The following is a 17435-nucleotide window of genomic DNA, read 5'->3' as shown; positions in this document are numbered from 1 at the left end:
CCCCATGAGCGATCAATACGATTCCAGCAAGATCAAGGTCCTGAAGGGTCTCGAGGCTGTGCGCAAGCGGCCCGGCATGTATATCGGTGACACCGACGACGGCACCGGCCTGCATCACATGGTGTTCGAGGTCGTCGACAACTCGATCGACGAGGCGCTCGCGGGCTACTGCGATCACGTCGTGGTCACGATCCGGGCTGATGGCTCGGTCAGCGTCGATGACAACGGCCGCGGCATTCCGGTCGACATGCAGCCGGACGAGGGCCGATCCTCGGCGGAGGTCGTGATGACCGTGCTGCACGCCGGCGGCAAGTTCGACGACAACAGCTACAAGGTCTCGGGCGGCCTGCATGGCGTCGGCGTGTCGGTCGTGAACGCGCTGTCCGATCATCTCTGGCTCACGATCTACCGCGACGGTTTCGAGCACCAGCAGGAATACGCGCTGGGTGAACCGCTGTATCCGCTGAAAATTGTCGGTCCGTCGACGAAGCGCGGCACCACGGTGCGCTTCCATCCCAGTCTGGGCACGTTTTCCACGATCGAGTTCCACTACGACATTCTCGCCAAGCGCATGCGCGAACTGTCGTTCCTGAATTCCGGCGTGAAGATCGAACTCTTCGACGAGCGCACCGACAGGCACGACGTGTTCGAGTACGAGGGCGGCATCCGCTCGTTCGTCGAGCATCTGGCCCTGTTGAAGACCCCGCTGCACGCGAAAGTGATCAATTTCAGCGCGCAGCACGAGGGCACCACGGTCGATGTCGCGATGCAGTGGACCGACGCTTACCAGGAAACCGTGTTCTGCTTCACCAACAACATCCCGCAGCGCGACGGCGGCTCGCATCTGGCCGGTTTCCGCGGCGCGCTGACGCGCACCCTGTCCAACTACATCGAGGCCGCCGGCCTGCAGAAGACCGCCAAGGTCGCGCTCTCCGGCGACGACATGCGCGAAGGCCTGATCGCGGTGCTGTCGGTCAAGGTGCCGGATCCGAAATTCTCGTCGCAAACCAAGGACAAGCTGGTCTCCAGCGAGGTCAAGGGCATCGTCGAGTCGATCGTCAACCAGAAACTCGAGGAATTCCTGCTCGAACATCCAGCCGAGGCGCGAGCAATCGCGGCCAAGGTCGTCGACGCCGCGCGGGCGCGCGAGGCCGCGCGAAAGGCGCGCGAGATGACCCGGCGCAAGGGCGCGCTCGACATCGCCGGCCTGCCCGGCAAGCTCGCCGACTGCTCGGAGAAGGACCCGGCGCTCAGCGAACTGTTCATCGTGGAGGGCGACTCGGCCGGTGGCTCGGCCAAGCAGGGCAGGAACCGCAAGAACCAGGCGATCCTGCCGCTGAAGGGCAAGATCCTCAATGTCGAGCGCGCGCGTTTCGACCGCATGCTCGGCAGCGCCGAGGTCGGCACGTTGATCACCGCGCTCGGCACCGGCATCGGCAAGGACGAGTTCAACGTCGCCAAGCTGCGCTACCACCGCATCATCATCATGACCGACGCGGACGTCGACGGCTCGCACATCCGCACGCTGCTGCTGACGTTCTTCTACCGTCAGATGCCGGAACTGATCGAGCGCGGCCACGTCTACATCGGGCTGCCGCCGCTGTACAAGCTCAAGCAGGGCAAGCAGGAGCTGTACCTCAAGGACGACACCGCGCTGAATGGCTACCTGATCTCGAACGCGGTCGATGGCGCGGAACTGGCCTATGCCGCTGACGTGCCGCCGGTCAACGGCGCCGGGCTCGAGAAGCTGATGGCGGCGTACCGCACCGCGCTCGACCAGATCGAACGCCTGAGTTTCCGTTTTGACGCCGCGCTGCTGCATGCGCTGCTCAACGCGCCGCTGGCGGGCGAGCAGTGGCAGAACCCGGTCGCGCTCGACGCCTGGATCGCGCGCCTGCAGGCGTCGCTGGCCGCTTCCGGGCTCGGCCGGCCGCGCTACGCGCTGCGAATCCAGCCGGGCAGTGCGGAGCACGCTCCGTCGCTGGTCGTCGATCGCGACCAGCACGGCCTGCGCCATACCCAGGTGCTGCCGGCCAGTTTCCTCGCGGCGACCGAGTTCAAGCCGATCGCGGATGCGGGAGCATTGATCGCCGGACTGGTCCAGCCGGGTGCGCATGTGCGCCGCGGCGGCAAGCTGCAGGCGGTCGCCACGTTCGCGCAGGCCTACGAATGGCTGATGGACGAGGCCAAGCGCGGCCGCACGATCCAGCGTTTCAAGGGTCTCGGTGAAATGAACCCTGAGCAGCTCTGGGAAACCACGGTCAACCCGGACACGCGCCGCCTGTTGCAGGTCAGCATCGAGGACGCGGTCGCCGCCGACCAGATCTTCTCGACGCTGATGGGCGATGTGGTCGAGCCGCGCCGCGCGTTCATCGAGCAGAACGCGCTGCGAGTAGCCAATCTGGACGTTTGAGCGCGCGGCGCGGCGCGGTTCGAGTCGCTGCCAGGTTCGGCCGTCCTGGCCTCACCAGGCCGGCCGGCCCCGGGCTCCTGCTTTCGGCGCTCGGTGGCGCGCGAGCCAATGACTCGCAAGCGCGCCGCTTCGCCCACGCCGCGAGTTCATCGAAAAGAACGCGCAGCAGGTCGCCAAGCTCGACGACCGAGTGCGCACGCGGCCTCGTTGCAGGTCGCTGCGGACGCTCCCGGGCGCAATTCTGCAGAAGTAAATAAATGCACATGAAGCCGACCGTGTTGCGGCGCAACATCGAAAGGCCGGGCGCGCGCTTGTGCAGTTCATTCGCACGGCGTTAACCTCACCGCCCCGCTTTTTCCGTCGCTTGTGGTGATCTGCGACGGCCTTCGTAGGTACGGACAAGGTGATCATGATGAAACTCTCGAAATGGCTCCTCGCGGCGATTTGCGCAACCGGCCTGCTGCTGGCAGGCGCAGCGATCGCGAAAGACCCCAAGAAGGCCGAGAACCAGTATCCGAACGCGACGCGCCAGGAACCCAAGCTCGACATGTCCGCGGGCGACCAGCGCGACCTGAACAAGGCTGCGGACCTGGTCAACGAGAACAAGTCGGCGGACGCGCAGCCGCTGGTCGCGAAGGTGATCGCCAACGACAAGGCCAGCAAGTACGCGCAGTCGTTCGCGCACCAGCTGCAGGGTCAGATCTACTACGACCAGGACAAGAGCGACCAGGCGATCGCCGAATACAAGAAGGCGCTCGAGATTGACGGTCTCGCCAATGCCCAGCACTTCCAGGTGCTGTACACGATCGCGCAACTGCAGCTGCAGGACGAGAAGTACAAGGATTCGCTGGCAACGCTCGACCAGTGGGAAAAACTGACCGGCAAGCAGACCGCCGACGAACTCGCGTTGAAGGCGAACGCGTACTACCGCACGGACCAGTACCAGCCCGCCGTCGACACGATGAAAAAAGCGGTGTCGATGACCGACAAGCCGAACGACAGCTGGACGCAGATCCTGATGGCCAGCTATTTCGAGCTGAACCAGTACGACAACGCGGCCCAGCTCGTCCAGCAGCAGCTGGCCAAGAATCCGAACGACAAGAAGCTGGTCAACCAGCTCGCCACGATCTACATCCAGGGTGACAAGCCGCAGCAGGCCCTGGACCTGATGGCGAAGGCGAAGAGCCAGGGCTTGGTCACGACCAGCGAAGACTACGTCCAACTCGCCAAGCTGTACGCCTCGGCGGAAAAGCCGAAGGACGCCGCTGCGACGATGAAGGAGGGCTTCGCCAAGGGTGCGATCCAGCCGTCGTATGACACCTACAAACTGCAGGGCGACGTCTGCACGCAGGCGGAAGACGATTCTTGCGCTATCGAGGGTTATTCGAAGGCATCTCCGTTGGCGAAAGACGGCAATGTCGACTACCAGCTCGGCTACCTGCTGTTCTATTCGAACAAGTCCAAGGACGCCATCGACGCGCTGAACCACGCGATTTCGAAGGGTGGGCTGCGCCAGGAAGGTGAAGCCTACCTGCTGCGTGGCGACGCCGAGAATGACCTCGACCAGACGGCAGCCGCGAAGACCGATTGGCAGAAGTCAGCGGGATATCCGAGCACCAGAACAATGGCCGAGCAGCGCCTGAAGGCGGCCAAGACCGGTGTGAAGATCCAGAAAGCCGCCAAGAAGAAGAAGTAGTCCGGATCCGAAGCTGGATCCCGGTCACGGGCGCACCGCATTCCTGGCTGCGATGCGCCTGTGACACGCCTTGGACGCGTCCCCGGCAGTCCGGCGCCGAACAAATCCAAGGGCAATACGAAACGCAACTCCACAATCACATGACGGTCGCACGGTTCAACCGCTTGTCGTAGGGGCATCGGGTGTTGTACCGTGATCAGCTCTCGCGCTTCCGGGTTGTAGCTGGGGCCGGAACGAACGCGTCGCCGAACGGCCGCACAGACACATTCTCGTTGGTCAACACTGATGGCAGACAACTACCAATCTGGCGGCGCAACGTTCAGCTGGCGACGCGTCACCGCGTTCGCATGCGCGTTCGCATTGCATGCATTCGCGTTCGCGATGATGATGGCGCCGATCGCGCCGCCGCCGCCGAAAGACAAGACAATCGACAAGAAGGTGATGGTCGAGTTCATCGAACCGCCACCGCCACCGCCGCCGCCGCCGCCGCCGCCGCCGGAGCCGCCCAAGAAGCCGCCGCCGAAGGTCGTGGAGAAGGTGACGCCGCCGCCGAAGGCGCCGCCGCCGCCGCCCGCGCCGATCGTGACGGAGGAGGCGTCGCCGATGTCGACCCCGGCACCGCCGCCGGCACCGCCTGCGCCACCGGCGCCGCCGGCCGACATCGCGCCGAGCGAGAACATCAGTTACCGTAAGATGCGGCCGCCGAAGTATCCGCCGCAGGCTGCGCGTCAGCACCAGCAAGGCAAGGTCCTGCTGAAGGTGCTGGTGGGCGTCGACGGCACACCGGAGGAAGTCACGGTCGAGAAGTCCAGCGGCTCGCGTCTGCTGGACCAGGCCGCGATGGAAGCCGTGAAGACCTGGAAATTCAATCCAGGTTCAAAGGGTGGCAAACCCAGCCGTGGGTATGCCTTGGTTCCCATAGAATTCAATTTGTCCGAATAGGGTAGCGCCATGCAGCAAGATGCCTCTCAGACCCCCGCAGCGGCTCAGCCTGCTGTCGTTCCCGCGCCAGGCGGCGGCAGCAATGCCGCGGCCATGAGCCAGATGGGTTTCCACGACCTGATCCAGAACTTCGACCTTCTGGGCTGGATCGTCTTTATCACGCTGTGCGTGATGTCGATCTCGTCGATCTACTTCGTGGTCGCCAACATGCTGCGCAACGGCATGATCCGTGCGCGCATGGAGAAGGTGATCCACACGTTCTGGGACACGCCGTCCGCGCAGGACGCGGTGCGCTTCCTCGAGGACCAGCCGAAGGGCGAACCGTTCTCGAAGATCGCGCTCGATTGCGCGTCCGCCGCGGCCCACCACCAGCGCAACGAAGGCAGCCGTCTCGTCGAGGCGCTGAACCGCTCGGAGTTCATCGACCGCGCGCTGCGCCAGGCCGTGGCCCGCGAGAGCCTGCGTCTGGAAGGCGGCATGACCGTGCTCGCTACGGTCGGCTCGTCGGCTCCGTTCGTCGGCCTGCTCGGTACCGTCTGGGGCATCTACCACGCGCTGATCAAGATCGCCGCGTCGGGCAACGCCTCGATGGAAGCGGTGGCCGGTCCGGTCGGTGAGGCGCTGATCATGACCGCGTTCGGTCTGTTCGTCGCGATCCCGGCGGTGCTTGCGTACAACTTCTTCGTGCGCCAGAACCGCGTGATCTACGCCAAGTTCGATGAATTCGCGCACGACCTGCACGATTTCTTTGCAACCGGTTCGCGCGTCGAAGCGGGCGTCGCGCCGGTCGCCGCGAGGAAGTAAGCCATGGCAATGACCACAGGTGGTGGCGGCGGTCCGATGGCGGAAATCAACGTCACGCCGCTCGTCGACGTAATGCTGGTGCTGCTGATTATCTTCATGATCACGGCGCCGCTGATGTCGCACAAGATCCGCATCGACCTGCCGCAGGCGAATCCGAACACGATCGACACCAATCCACCGGAGCCGATCGATCTCGCGATCAAGGAAAACGGCGACCTGTTCTGGAACGACGAGCCGGTGACCGATGCGATCCTTCAGGCGCAGCTGCGCGTCGCCGCGCAGAAGAGCCCGCAGCCGGAGCTGCAGATCCGCGCCGACAAGCCGACGCAGTGGCAGAAGATCGCCACGGTCATGGCCGAGGCGAAGGCAGCCGGCATGGTCAAGCTCGGCTTCATGACCACCGGACAGGGCGGCCAGTAGCGGCGCCAATCCGGCAAGGGAACGACACGAACGGAGCTGCGGAAACGCAGCGCCGTTTTCATTTGCCGATTGCGGATTTATCGCCGATTTGCCGAAACGCCGAAGCCAGGCGTACGCTGGTGCCGCACTCCGAGGACCAGAGGAGATAGGCGATGACCGCTCACCCGTTGCGTGTCCCCGCGTCGACGGCGCAAGCCGAGATCAACGTGACCCCGCTGATCGACGTGATGCTCGTCCTGCTCATGATCTTCATGCTTACGGCGCAGCTGGCGACACATCGGATTCCGCTTCCGCTTGCCGCCTCGGGCGGCACGGTCACGCCGCAAACGCTGGCACTCTCGATCCAGTCGACCGGCGAACTCTATCTGGGCGGCGCGCCGATCAACCGCGCGCAGCTCGCGGCGGTGCTCGAGAGCGTAGCGAAGGGCGAGGCTCCGCCGCTGCTTGCGATCCGGCCGGCAGCCGATACGCACTACGATCATGTTGCCGGTGTGCTTGCATTGGCGCAGGCGAGCGGCATGACGGCGATCCGCGTCGAGGGTACGCGTTCCGATTAGCCTCGGATCCTGAACCTTCCAGCGGTCGACGCCACTGCGATTCAGGACGAAGCAAGAATCTCGAGGTAGTTGCGCACGGTGATCGCGAGACCCTCGTAGAGCGCCTCGCCGATCAACGCATGCCCGATCGACACTTCCGCCAGGAACGGGATCGCACGCTTGAGCGCACCGAGGTTGCGCTGGTTCAGGTCGTGGCCGGCGTTCACGCCGAGACCGCAGGCACGCGCGCTTTCGGCGGTGTGCACGCAGGCCTCGAGCTCGCGGCCGTAATCGCCGTTCGCGTAGGCTCTCGCGTACGGCTCGGTATAGATCTCGATGCGGTCGGCGCCGATCTTCGCAGCGCGTTCCAGATCCGCCGCGCTCGTGCCGGCGTCGACGAACAGGCTGACCCGGCAGCCGGTCGATTTCAGTTCGTGCACCAGCGGCTGCAGAAGAGTCGCGTCGCGGCCGAGATCGAAGCCGTGATCGGACGTGATTTGCGCGTCGCCATCGGGGACCAACGTTGCCTGCGCCGGTTGCGCGGTGCGCACGAGCGCGAGGTAGCCGGGGTAGGTGCCGCGCGTCGGCGCGAACGGATTGCCCTCGATGTTGTATTCGACATGGCCGAGGATCGCAGCGACGCGCGCGACATCGTCGACACGGATATGGCGCTGGTCCGGACGCGGATGCACGGTGATGCCCTGGCAACCGGCCTCGATCGCGACGCGCGCAGCGACAACCGGATCAGGCTGCTCATGGCCGCGCGAATTACGCAGCACGGCGATCTTGTTGATGTTCACGCTGAGAGCGGTCATCGCGCGACCTCGGCAACGGAACACCGAGTATAGGTGCGCAGGGCACAACGCCGAAACCGCGATCGCTCGGAATCGCGTCCACGCGATACCCGCAACGGCGCCTCAGCGAGAGGTCGCCGCGCGAGCACGCGGGTTCAGCGGCAAGCCTCCGCGCTCTGCTTCCATGCGACCGGATTCCAATACGCGCCGCCCTGCCACTCGCTGCGCTTGTCCTCGTTGAGATGCGCCGCAATCAACGTCGTGGTGTCCGGAGCCACATCGACGGTCAGCGTCTTGTAGCGCTCGCTGGCGAGCGCGGCGTTGCGCTCGCGGTCGTTGAAGCTCAGATAGCTGTTCTCGATGCGCTCGGCGACTTTCAGCGTGTGCATACCGGCAGCGACGCGATAGGCCTTCGTTCCGCTCGGCCCGGGCGTCACTCCATCGATGCTCATGATCTTCGCCGCGTGAAGCTGCTGCTGGCGCGGCGCGATGTCGTAATCGCTGATCCGCCCGCAGCCTTGCTCCGCCGAAGAAGTCGCCGCGGCCGTCGCCGGTGCGAGCGCCGCGGCTGTCGTCGCGCCTGCGTTCGATGCGAGCTGTTTTCCGTTGCCGATGGTCAGATGCATCGCCGGAAGATAGACGCTGGACAGCGCTCCGGAAACCTTCTGCGCGCGACCGTCACGACGCACGTCGAATGCCAGCGCGCCGCCGTTCGGCAGGCTGTCGACCGTCTGCCGCAAGCTCGCCGCCGCTCCGCCGGCGCCTGCCAGCGACGTGCCGTTCACCGCGACCAGCACGTCGCCCGCCCGCAGACCCATGCGTTCGCCGCCGCCACCCGGCGTGACCGCGAGTACGCGCAGTCCGTCATGCGCGTCACGCGCACTGTCCACGAGCACACCCAGATTGCTGACACGTTGCGCGGGTGTGTCGACGTCGAGCGCAATCCGCTGCGGCGACTGATCGCCGAAGGCGCCGGTCTCGATCAGTTCGGTCATGACCGCGCGCAGTTCCTCGCTCACGCGCTGCTCTACGGTGAGGCTCGCGCCCGACCTGACGCGCACCGTCGCGCTCGTCGCTGTGTCGTCGGCCTGCGCGGTGCCAAGCGTCGCGAGTGAAGCGGCGAACGCCGCGGCGAGCAGGGTCCGGCGCAATGCGGGCCGGTTGAATCCGTTGGTCATCTCAATCACCTCTTCAGCGGTCAAATGCGCGTGACGGCCAGCGCATCGGTTGTGTTCGTGTCATGGAGTGTTGCGATCAGCCCGCGCAGCGCCTGGTTGCGCTGCCGCCAGAGCGGCGCCAGTTCATTCGCGCCGGCGCCGCGGTCGTACGCGGACTGCAATGCCGCATCGATCAGGCGCACGCGCATCATTCCGGCCACATCGGGTCGGGCCGGACTGGCCAGGCGCTGCCATTCGCTTTCGAGCACCTGCGACTCGCGTTGTCCCGCCGCCAATTCCTGCTGCAGCGATGGCTGTGGACGCGGCAAGCCGATCACCGCCGCGCACACGGCCGCGGCCGCGGCCAGCGCAAAACCGCCATGACGCCAACGCTGCGCGCGCAGGTGCCGCTGCTGCAACGCGGCCACGCGTGGCCACAGCGCCGGATCCGGCGCGAACACCGGCAGCCGCTGCAAATCAACGTTGCCGCGCGCGGTCTGGATGGGATTGTCACGCATCACGTACCGCCTCCTTCGAACTGGCCGGCTGCGCGGCATCATTGAGCCGCTTCAGCGCGCGCGCCAGAATCGATTTCGAATAACTCTCGGTCTGTCCGAACAACTCCGCGAGTTCCTTGTGGGTATAACCTTCGACCTCGTGCAGGATCACCACCGCGCGCGCGCGCTGCGGCAATCGCATCAGCAGCGACCATGCATCGGCGCGATCCTCGGCATCTGCTGCCAGCGCAGGCATTGACTCGAACAACGCATCCGGGTCGTCCTCGCGAAAACGCTGGCCGGCGCGCACCGCATCGATCGTCGCGTTCGCGGTCATCCGCTTCAGCCACGCACCGAACGGCGCGTCGCCGCGGAAGCCGCGCAGGCTGCCGAACATCTTCAGGAACACCTCCTGCACGATGTCCTCCGCGGCGGCCGGCTCGCCGAGCACGCGCAGTGCGAGGTTGTAGCACGCACCGCCGAACCGCTCGTAGATCGCCGCGTAGGCCGCCATCTCACCGCGCCGGGCACGCTCCAGCGTGACCCGGTCCAGCGGCTGGCCAAATCCGGAACTCACGCGTTGGGTTTGTCCGTCCGCCATGTCCTTCACAAGGACGTCGCGGGGTCTGCCATCGTCGCAGGTACGCGTGTTCATGCGCGCAACGCGAACGTGCGCACGCGCCGCGCCGGACCGCGCCAGGCCAGTGCCCCGAGCATTCCGGGCGCGGGATCGAGGCGGTGCAACGTCCACTCCGCGACGCTGCCGGCCTCGGGCGCGATCGCGCGCAGCGCACCGGCGGTGCCGGTCTCGTCGAGCACGAACTCCACGCGATCCAGACCGAAACTGATGCCGACGCCGAGCGCCTTCAGCACGGCCTCCTTGCGCGTCCACAGCTGCAGGAATGCGGACCTTTGCAGCGGCAGCGGCAACCGCGCCAGCGCGCGCGCTTCGGCCGGCGCGAAGAAGCGCTGCGCGATCTCGCCCAGCGCGAGCCGTCGCTGCTCGGCCTCCAGATCGATGCCCAGCGCCTGCCCGTGCGCGAAGGCGAGCAGCACATGGCGGCCCGCGTGGCTGAGGTTGAACTCGAGCTGCGGCAACTCCGGCGCGAACGGCTTGCCATGCGGCCCGCGCTCGATGCGCGGCGGCACGTTGCTGCAGTTCGCGTAGTCGCACAGCAGGCGCTCCAGCACGGCGCGCGCGGCGGCGGCCAGCGCGCGCGGCGTGGCGTCGGCGACGGTGGACAACCACACGTGGACCTCGTCGTCGCCGAGCGGCGACGCGTCCGAGCGCGGATCGAAGCAGGCGATCGAGGAGTCGTCCATGCCGTCATGCTTGGCGCGACACGCGCGCGTCGTCAAGCGCGGCGCGACTCAGGCGGCATGCAGACATGCGCCGACCATTGCGCTAGCCTGTTACCGCTCGCCGCTCACTTCACCAGACGCTCGTCGACGAGGTTCTGCACGACCGACGGATCGGCCAGGGTCGAGGTATCGCCGAGCTGCTCGGGCGCGTTCTCGGCGATCTTGCGCAGGATGCGGCGCATGATCTTGCCCGAGCGTGTCTTCGGCAGTCCCGGCGCCCATTGCAAATGATCCGGTGTCGCGATCGGGCCGATTTCCTTGCGCACCCAGCCGATGAGTTCCTTGCGCAGTGCGTCGCTCGGCGGCTCGCCGGCCTTGAGCGTGACGTAGGCGTAGATGCCCTGGCCCTTGATGTCGTGGGGGCAACCGACCACGGCGGCCTCGGCGACCTTCGGATGCGCGACCAGCGCGCTCTCGACCTCGGCGGTGCCGAGGCGGTGGCCGGACACGTTGATCACGTCGTCGACTCTTCCGGTGATCCAGTAATAGCCGTCCTCATCGCGCCGCGCGCCGTCGCCGGTGAAATACATGCCGGGATAGGTGCGGAAATAGGTATCGATGAAACGCTGATGGTCGCCGTAGACCGTGCGCATCATGCCGGGCCAGGCGTCGGTGATCACGAGGTTGCCTTCGGCCGCGCCGTCGAGGATCGCGCCGTTCGCATCGACGATCGCCGGCTGCACACCGAAGAACGGCAAGGTCGCCGAACCCGGCTTCTGGTCGATCGCGCCGGGCAGTGGCGTGATCAGGATGCCGCCGGTCTCGGTCTGCCACCAGGTGTCGACGATCGGGCAGCGGCCGTCGCCGACCACGCGCCAGTACCACTCCCAGGCTTCCGGATTGATCGGCTCGCCGACCGTGCCGAGCAGGCGCAGCGACGCGCGCGAGGCCTTCTTCACCGGCGCTTCGCCCTCGCGCATCAGCGCGCGGATCGCGGTCGGCGCGGTGTAGAACAGGGTGACCTTGTGCTTGTCGACGACCTGCCAGAAGCGCGAGGAATCCGGATGATTCGGCACGCCCTCGAACATCAGCGTGGTTGCGCCGTTCGCGAGCGGCCCGTACAGCAGATAGCTGTGCCCGGTGACCCAGCCGACGTCGGCGGTGCACCAGTAGACGTCGTCCTCGCGCAGGTCGAACACGCATTCGTGCGTGTAGCTGATGTAGACGAGATAACCGCCGGTCGTGTGCAGCACGCCCTTCGGCTTGCCGGTCGAACCGGAGGTGTACAGGATGAACAGCGGGTCCTCTGCGCTCATCGCGACCGGCGTGTGTTCGGCCGTCTGGCCGTCCATCAATGCATGCCACCAGCGGTCGCGCGGCGCCTGCATCGCGATCGCGCCGCCGGTGCGCTTGACCACCAGCACGGTCTCGACGCTGTTTGTGCCGGGCCGCTGCAGCGCCTCGTCGACGTTGATCTTGAGCGGCACCTTCTTGCCGCCGCGCAGACCTTCGTCGGCGGTGATCACCAGTTTGCACTGCGAGTCCGCGATGCGCCCGGCCAGCGAATCCGGCGAGAAGCCACCGAACACGACCGTGTGGATCGCGCCGATGCGCGCGCAGGCGAGCATCGCGACCGCGGTTTCCGGAATCATCGGCAGATAGATCGCGACGCGATCGCCCCTGGCGACGCCGAGGTTCGTCAGCAGATTGGCCGCTTTGCAGACATCCGCATGCAGTTCGCGATAGCTGATGCGGCGCGATTCGGACGGGTCGTCGCCTTCCCAGATGATCGCGGTCTTGTCGCCACGCGTGGCGAGGTGGCGATCGAGGCAGTTCGCGGCAAGGTTCAGTTCGCCGTCGGCGTACCAGCGGATGTGCAGGTCATCCGCTTCGAACGAGCAATCCTTGACCTTTGAATAGGGCCTGATCCAGTCGAGGCGCCGGCCGATGCGACGCCAGAACGAATCGGGATCGTGTACCGATTCGGCATAGTCGCGCGCATAGGTGGTCTTGTCGATGCGCGAGCCCGCGGCGAACGCGGCGGAGACGGGATGCAGGGTCGACATGGATCCTCCTTGGCGAAACGCGTGGCACGAGTCGCGCAGTTTGCCACGCGCGCGGCGAGTCGGAGGCGCCCACCGCACTCGCTGTGCGCAAACAAAAAGGGGCCGGATCGAATCCGGCCCCTCTTCAATTCCCCTATTTGAGCCCGCTAGGCAGCGCGCTTGAATAGACCGATCACGAACAACAGGATGACCGCGCCGATTGCCGCATAAATGATGCTGCCGAGGATTCCGGAAATTCCCAATCCAAGGCTGGGCAGCAGCCAGCCGGCGATGAACGCGCCGACGATGCCGACCACGATGTTGCCGACCAGGCCGAAGCCATGCCCCTTGACGATCTGCCCCGCCAGCCAGCCGGCGACAGCACCAACAATCAACCAGACAATGAGTGCAGTAAGGTCCACGCTTGCCTCCCGAGTCCGAGCGTCGCGGCACGCGACGCCGACGATTGTGCAGCAGGGCGGCGGCCAACGCATGGCGCGCTGCGGCGAGAGTGCGGTGGTGGCGCAACCGGCAGAGAGAAACGCGAGCGGCCCGGCGACCGCTGTCAAGCGATCAGTGCGTCGGTCTGGGCTCGTGGTCACCCGGCGTTGCAGCGGCCGACGCGCCGGCAGCGGACGGCGTCACCGTCGGTGACGGCCGCTGCGGTCGCTTGCGCAGGGCCACGAGGTCCTCGGTCGACGCCATCGATGCATCGGGTCGCGCGTTGGCCGAGATCCGGTCGGACGCGAGGGCAAGCACGAAGCCGATCACGCCGATGAGCGCGAGCAGCAAACCGATCGCCAGCAGGCCGGGCGCCTTCGCGCTGAACACCAGCACGAAACCGAGTATCGTAAAACCGAGCATGATCCAGCGGGCCATGGCGCACCTGCGCGCGACATTGTTGCAGAGGGTGCCACGCTAGCAGAAACGCCGCTGTGAGCGCAGCGCCGCCGGTCGGCGGATTCGCGCCGGCTGCGACAGCTCGCACTCAGGTTCCGCCCTACGCGATGGCGGCGCGGAGAGCGGTGTAGCTGTCGTGAACACGAAGAGCCATTCGTGGTGAGGTATCGAACCACGAGCGGCGGCACCCGAAGCCGTTCACCCTTCGATACCTCAGGGCGAACGGCGGCAAAGTTTCAACCCTGACGCATCGCCGCGCGGAGGAACCATGGACTCGCTATCGCAACTCGCGCTCGCTGGCGGCCTCGCCTGGGCCAGTGGCATCCGCTTGTACGCGACGATCTTCATCGTCGGCATGCTCGGCCGCTACGGCTATCTGCACCTGCCCGAACAACTCGTCGTGCTGCAGCACACCTGGGTGCTGGTCGCGGCCGGCGTGATGGGCGTCGGCGAATTCCTGGCCGACAAGGTGCCGGGCTTCGACTCGATCTGGGATGCGCTGCATACCTTCATCCGCATCCCGGCTGGCGCGTTCCTGGCCTCGGGCGCGATGGGCGATTCCACGCTGGCCGCGCAGATGGCCGCAGCGATCGTCGGCGGCATGATCACCGGCGGCACACACCTCGCCAAGAGCGGCAGCCGCGCCGCGATCAACACCTCGCCGGAACCGTTCACGAACTGGACCGCGAGCGCCGGCGAGGACGGCCTCGTGCTCGGCGGCCTGTTCCTTGCGATCCAGCATCCGCTAGCGTTCCTGGTCGCGCTGGCGCTGTTCCTCGCGCTGGTGGTCTGGCTGCTGCCGAAGCTGTTCCGCTTCCTCGCGCGTCTCGTGCGCCGGCTGACCGGCCGTGGACGCGAAAGCGCGCCAGCGACACGCGCCTAGACCAACGAGGGCGTCCCGCTTGCCGGTGAAGCGGTGGACGTCGCGCCATTCGTGGTTACTCGCGCCTTTGGCGCTCGCCCTTCGGGCCGGCTGCGCCGTTCACGTGCGCCCTAGCGCACGTAGTCGATACCTCAGCACGAACGGATGTGGGTATGCGGCAAGGTGGCGGGGGTCCACGGCGCGGTTTCCGCCTCAGCGCTCGGAGTGCCCGGCCTCCCAGTAGTCGCGGCGCGTGAACAGGCCGGGCCGGACCAGGTCGACGAACGCGCGCGCCTCGGCGCTGAGGTACTTGCCCTTGCGCACGACCACCCCGTAGCTGCGCTGCGGGAAGTACGCGCTCATGTTGCGCACCGCGAGGCGCGCGCGGTCCTCGTCGCCGATGCAGATGCCGGTCACGATCGAGATGCCGAGGCCGAGCGCGACGTAGTGCTTGATCACCTCCCAGCCGCCGACCTCGATCGCGACATGGAACGGCACCTTGCGCTGCTGGAAGATCAGGTCGACCAGTCGGTACGTGGTCAGGCGCTGCGGCGGCAGGATCAGGCCGTACGGCGACAGGTCCTCGAGCCGCACCTCGCGCAGTTTCGCCAGGGCATGGTCCGTCGGCGTGATCAGCATCGGATCGTACGACTGCACCGGTTCGTAGCTGAGATCGTTCGGCACGTCGAGCATCGAGCCGACCGCGAAATCGACCTGGTCCGAGCGCAGCAGCGCAAGGCCGTCCTTGCCGGTCACGTTGTGCAGCTGCAGCTTTACGCCCGGATGGCGCTCGCGGAACGCGGCGACGAACGGCGGCAGCAGGTACTGGATCGTCGACGTGCCGGCCGCGATGTGCAACTCGCCGCCGGCGAGGCCGGCGCGCAGGGTGCGGAACTGCGCATCGAGTGCGTCCAGGCCCTCGATCAGCGGCAGTGCGAGCTCGTACAGCGCCTGGCCCTCACGGGTCGGCGCGACGCGCCGCCGCCGCCGTTCGATCAGCTGCGCACCGAGTTCTCGCTCGAGCGCGCGCAGCTGCAGGCTGATTGACGGCTGCGACAGATACAACGCCTCGGCCGCGCGCGACAGCGTGCCGAGCTTGACGGTCATGCAGAACGCACGCAGCTGCTTGAGACGGCTGCCCTTGTAGTAGAAGCGCGCGGGCGGCGCCGGTTCGGGCCCGGCGCCGGCGCGCGGTGGCGCGGGTTTGCGGCGTCGGCCGCCGGTTGGCTTGCCTCTGGCGGGCGTTTTCACCATGTCGATTCAAACAGTTGTTTAAACATTGACATTGATAATGCCACTTATTGAAACGTTTGTTTTGTCAAAGTAGATGGTCGAGCCTAGGCTTGTTGCATGGCACCAATGGACCCTGCAATGGCTGTTTCCCTCCATGCTTCCCCCGCCACCCCTGCGCGGATCACCGACGCGCTGAACGCGACGACCGCGGGCGTGCTCGATGCCGACGCACTCGCGTTCCTCGCCGCCCTGCACCGGCGTTTCGATCCGACCCGCCGCGCGCTCCTGCAGACGCGGGCCGCGCGCCGCGCGCGTTTCGACGCCGGCGAACTGCCGGATTTCCTGGCGGAGACCCGCGCGATCCGCGACGGCGAATGGAAGGTCGCACCGATTCCGGCCGCGCTGCAGGATCGCCGCGTCGAGATCACCGGTCCGGTCGACCGCAAGATGATCATCAACGCGCTGAACTCCGGCGCGAAGGTGTTCATGGCCGACTTCGAGGACTCGACCGCGCCGACTTTCGCGAACCTGCTCGACGGCCAGCGCAACTTGCGCGACGCGGTCGCCGGCGCGATCGACTACACCTCGCCCGAAGGCAAGCGGTACGAGGTCAAGCCGAACCCGGCGGTGCTGATGGTGCGTCCTCGCGGGTGGCATCTGCCGGAACGGCATGTCGAGGTGGACGGCGAAGCGTTGTCGGGTTCGCTGTTCGACTTCGGCCTGTTCGCGCTCCATAACGCGAAGGCGCTGCATACGGCCGGTCGCGGCCCGTGTTTCTATCTGCCGAAGATGGAAAGCCACCGCGAGGCCGCGCTGTGGAACGAGGTGATGAACCATGCCGAGGACGCGCTCGGCCTGCCGCGCGGCGCGATGAAGGTCACCGTGCTGATCGAGACCTTGCCGGCGGTGTTCGAGATGGACGAGATCCTGCACGCGCTGAGAACGCGAATCACCGGCCTCAACTGCGGGCGCTGGGACTACATCTTTTCCTACATCAAGACGCTGCGCGCGCACCGCGACCGCGTGCTGCCCGAGCGCGGCCAGGTTTTGATGACGGTGCCGTTCCTGAAAGCGTATTCGGAGCTGCTGATCAAGACCTGCCACAGCCGCGGCGCGTTCGCGATGGGCGGCATGGCCGCGCAGATCCCGATCAACCACGACCCGGCCGCGAACGAAGCCGCGCTCGCCAAGGTGCGCGCGGACAAGCTGCGCGAAGTCACCGCCGGTCACGACGGCACCTGGGTCGCGCACCCGGCGCTGGTGCCGGTCGCCAAGGCGATCTTCGACGAGTACATGCCAACGCCGAACCAACTCACGGTGCTGCGCGCCGACGTCGTCGCCGACCGCGACACGCTGCTCGCGCCGAGCGTCGGCACGATCACCCACGCCGGCTTCGCCGCCAATGTCGAGATCTGCCTGCGCTACCTCTCCGCGTGGATCGACGGCCAGGGCTGCGTGCCGATCCATCACCTGATGGAGGACGCGGCGACCGCGGAGATCTCGCGCGCACAGCTCTGGCAATGGCTGCATCACGCCGATGGTCCGGCCGGCCTCGAATCGGCCGGTGCAGCCCTCGCGTTCGACGACGGCGCCCCGGTCGACTTCGCGATCTTCGACGCGACCCTGGCAACGGTGCGCCAGCGCCTGTCGTCGACCCCGATGCCGGGCCAGGCGCGCGTCGGCGAAGCCGCCGACCTGCTCGGCAAGCTCACGCATGCGGATACGTTGGCCGATTTCCTGACCCTCGCCGCCTATCCCCTGCTCCCGTAACTGCTCCCGTAGGAGCGGCTTCAGCCGCGATGCCTTTGTCTTTTCAACATGCAAAAAAGCATCA

The 17435-nt window shown here is 66.4% G+C and carries 17 protein-coding genes; 8 read left to right on the top strand and 9 right to left on the bottom strand.

Annotated elements, in window-relative coordinates; translation table 11 throughout:
- Positions 1 to 4: 4 nt before the first annotated feature.
- From gyrB to ABD002_RS07465, 6 genes are all read left to right on the top strand, one after another.
- Positions 5 to 2413, top strand: coding sequence for a DNA topoisomerase (ATP-hydrolyzing) subunit B (gyrB, locus tag ABD002_RS07490; RefSeq protein WP_343788880.1), 2409 nt, complete (start codon positions 5 to 7; stop codon positions 2411 to 2413).
- 412 nt (positions 2414 to 2825) lie between these two features.
- Positions 2826 to 4109 (top strand): tetratricopeptide repeat protein, encoded by a 1284-nt coding sequence (locus ABD002_RS07485; protein ID WP_343788877.1) that lies wholly within the window; start codon positions 2826 to 2828, stop codon positions 4107 to 4109.
- Positions 4110 to 4394: 285 nt separating this feature from the next.
- Positions 4395 to 5051, top strand: a complete 657-nt coding sequence (locus ABD002_RS07480; RefSeq protein WP_343788873.1) for an energy transducer TonB — start codon at positions 4395 to 4397, stop codon at positions 5049 to 5051.
- A 9-nt stretch (positions 5052 to 5060) separates the two neighbouring features.
- Positions 5061 to 5855: a MotA/TolQ/ExbB proton channel family protein gene (locus ABD002_RS07475; RefSeq protein WP_379988681.1), complete on the top strand. Its 795-nt coding sequence runs from the start codon at positions 5061 to 5063 to the stop codon at positions 5853 to 5855.
- 3 nt (positions 5856 to 5858) lie between these two features.
- The gene (locus ABD002_RS07470) at positions 5859 to 6275 is read left to right on the top strand and encodes an ExbD/TolR family protein (RefSeq protein WP_343788870.1); all 417 of its coding nucleotides are present in this window, start codon (positions 5859 to 5861) and stop codon (positions 6273 to 6275) included.
- A 152-nt stretch (positions 6276 to 6427) separates the two neighbouring features.
- Positions 6428 to 6832 carry an ExbD/TolR family protein gene (locus ABD002_RS07465; protein ID WP_343788867.1) on the top strand — a complete coding sequence of 135 codons (405 nt, stop codon included), beginning with the start codon at positions 6428 to 6430 and terminating at the stop codon, positions 6830 to 6832.
- Between the two features lie 41 nt (positions 6833 to 6873).
- Here the strand turns inward: ABD002_RS07465 and ABD002_RS07460 are convergent, their stop codons facing one another.
- From ABD002_RS07460 to ABD002_RS07425, 8 genes are all read right to left on the bottom strand, one after another.
- Positions 6874 to 7626, bottom strand: a complete 753-nt coding sequence (locus tag ABD002_RS07460; RefSeq protein ID WP_343788864.1) for a pyridoxine 5'-phosphate synthase — start codon at positions 7624 to 7626, stop codon at positions 6874 to 6876.
- 134 nt (positions 7627 to 7760) lie between these two features.
- Positions 7761 to 8783 (bottom strand): PDZ domain-containing protein, encoded by a 1023-nt coding sequence (locus ABD002_RS07455; RefSeq protein ID WP_343788861.1) that lies wholly within the window; start codon positions 8781 to 8783, stop codon positions 7761 to 7763.
- Between the two features lie 20 nt (positions 8784 to 8803).
- Positions 8804 to 9280: a hypothetical protein gene (locus tag ABD002_RS07450; protein WP_343788859.1), complete on the bottom strand. Its 477-nt coding sequence runs from the start codon at positions 9278 to 9280 to the stop codon at positions 8804 to 8806.
- Positions 9273 to 9836, bottom strand: a complete 564-nt coding sequence (locus ABD002_RS07445) for an RNA polymerase sigma factor (protein WP_343788856.1) — start codon at positions 9834 to 9836, stop codon at positions 9273 to 9275. The genes ABD002_RS07450 and ABD002_RS07445 overlap by 8 nt, the downstream gene beginning before the upstream one ends.
- Positions 9837 to 9910: 74 nt before the next feature.
- Complete coding sequence (locus ABD002_RS07440; RefSeq protein ID WP_343788853.1) at positions 9911 to 10582, bottom strand: 4'-phosphopantetheinyl transferase family protein; 672 nt, start codon at positions 10580 to 10582, stop codon at positions 9911 to 9913.
- 104 nt (positions 10583 to 10686) lie between these two features.
- Positions 10687 to 12627, bottom strand: coding sequence for an acetate--CoA ligase (acs, locus tag ABD002_RS07435; RefSeq protein ID WP_343788850.1), 1941 nt, complete (start codon positions 12625 to 12627; stop codon positions 10687 to 10689).
- A gap of 146 nt (positions 12628 to 12773) precedes the next feature.
- Positions 12774 to 13028: a GlsB/YeaQ/YmgE family stress response membrane protein gene (locus ABD002_RS07430; protein ID WP_343789405.1), complete on the bottom strand. Its 255-nt coding sequence runs from the start codon at positions 13026 to 13028 to the stop codon at positions 12774 to 12776.
- Positions 13029 to 13179: 151 nt separating this feature from the next.
- A complete protein-coding gene (locus ABD002_RS07425) occupies positions 13180 to 13485 on the bottom strand; it encodes a hypothetical protein (RefSeq protein WP_343788848.1) in 306 nt (101 codons plus the stop codon).
- A gap of 289 nt (positions 13486 to 13774) precedes the next feature.
- On the opposite strand from ABD002_RS07425, the gene ABD002_RS07420 reads away from it, so the two are divergent.
- Positions 13775 to 14389, top strand: coding sequence for a DUF4126 domain-containing protein (locus ABD002_RS07420; protein ID WP_343788845.1), 615 nt, complete (start codon positions 13775 to 13777; stop codon positions 14387 to 14389).
- A gap of 192 nt (positions 14390 to 14581) precedes the next feature.
- On the opposite strand, the gene ABD002_RS07415 is transcribed toward ABD002_RS07420, so the two are convergent.
- On the bottom strand, positions 14582 to 15622 hold the full coding sequence (locus ABD002_RS07415) for a LysR family transcriptional regulator (RefSeq protein ID WP_343788842.1): 1041 nt from the start codon (positions 15620 to 15622) through the stop codon (positions 14582 to 14584).
- A 117-nt stretch (positions 15623 to 15739) separates the two neighbouring features.
- Between ABD002_RS07415 and aceB the strand changes: the two genes are divergently transcribed.
- Positions 15740 to 17371, top strand: coding sequence for a malate synthase A (gene aceB, locus ABD002_RS07410; protein ID WP_379988686.1), 1632 nt, complete (start codon positions 15740 to 15742; stop codon positions 17369 to 17371).
- Positions 17372 to 17435: the final 64 nt, after the last annotated feature.

Source organism: Dokdonella soli (assembly GCF_039523175.1).
Classification (GTDB): Bacteria; Pseudomonadota; Gammaproteobacteria; order Xanthomonadales; family Rhodanobacteraceae; genus Dokdonella_A; species Dokdonella_A soli.
This window is presented reverse-complemented; position numbering and strand designations above follow the sequence as displayed.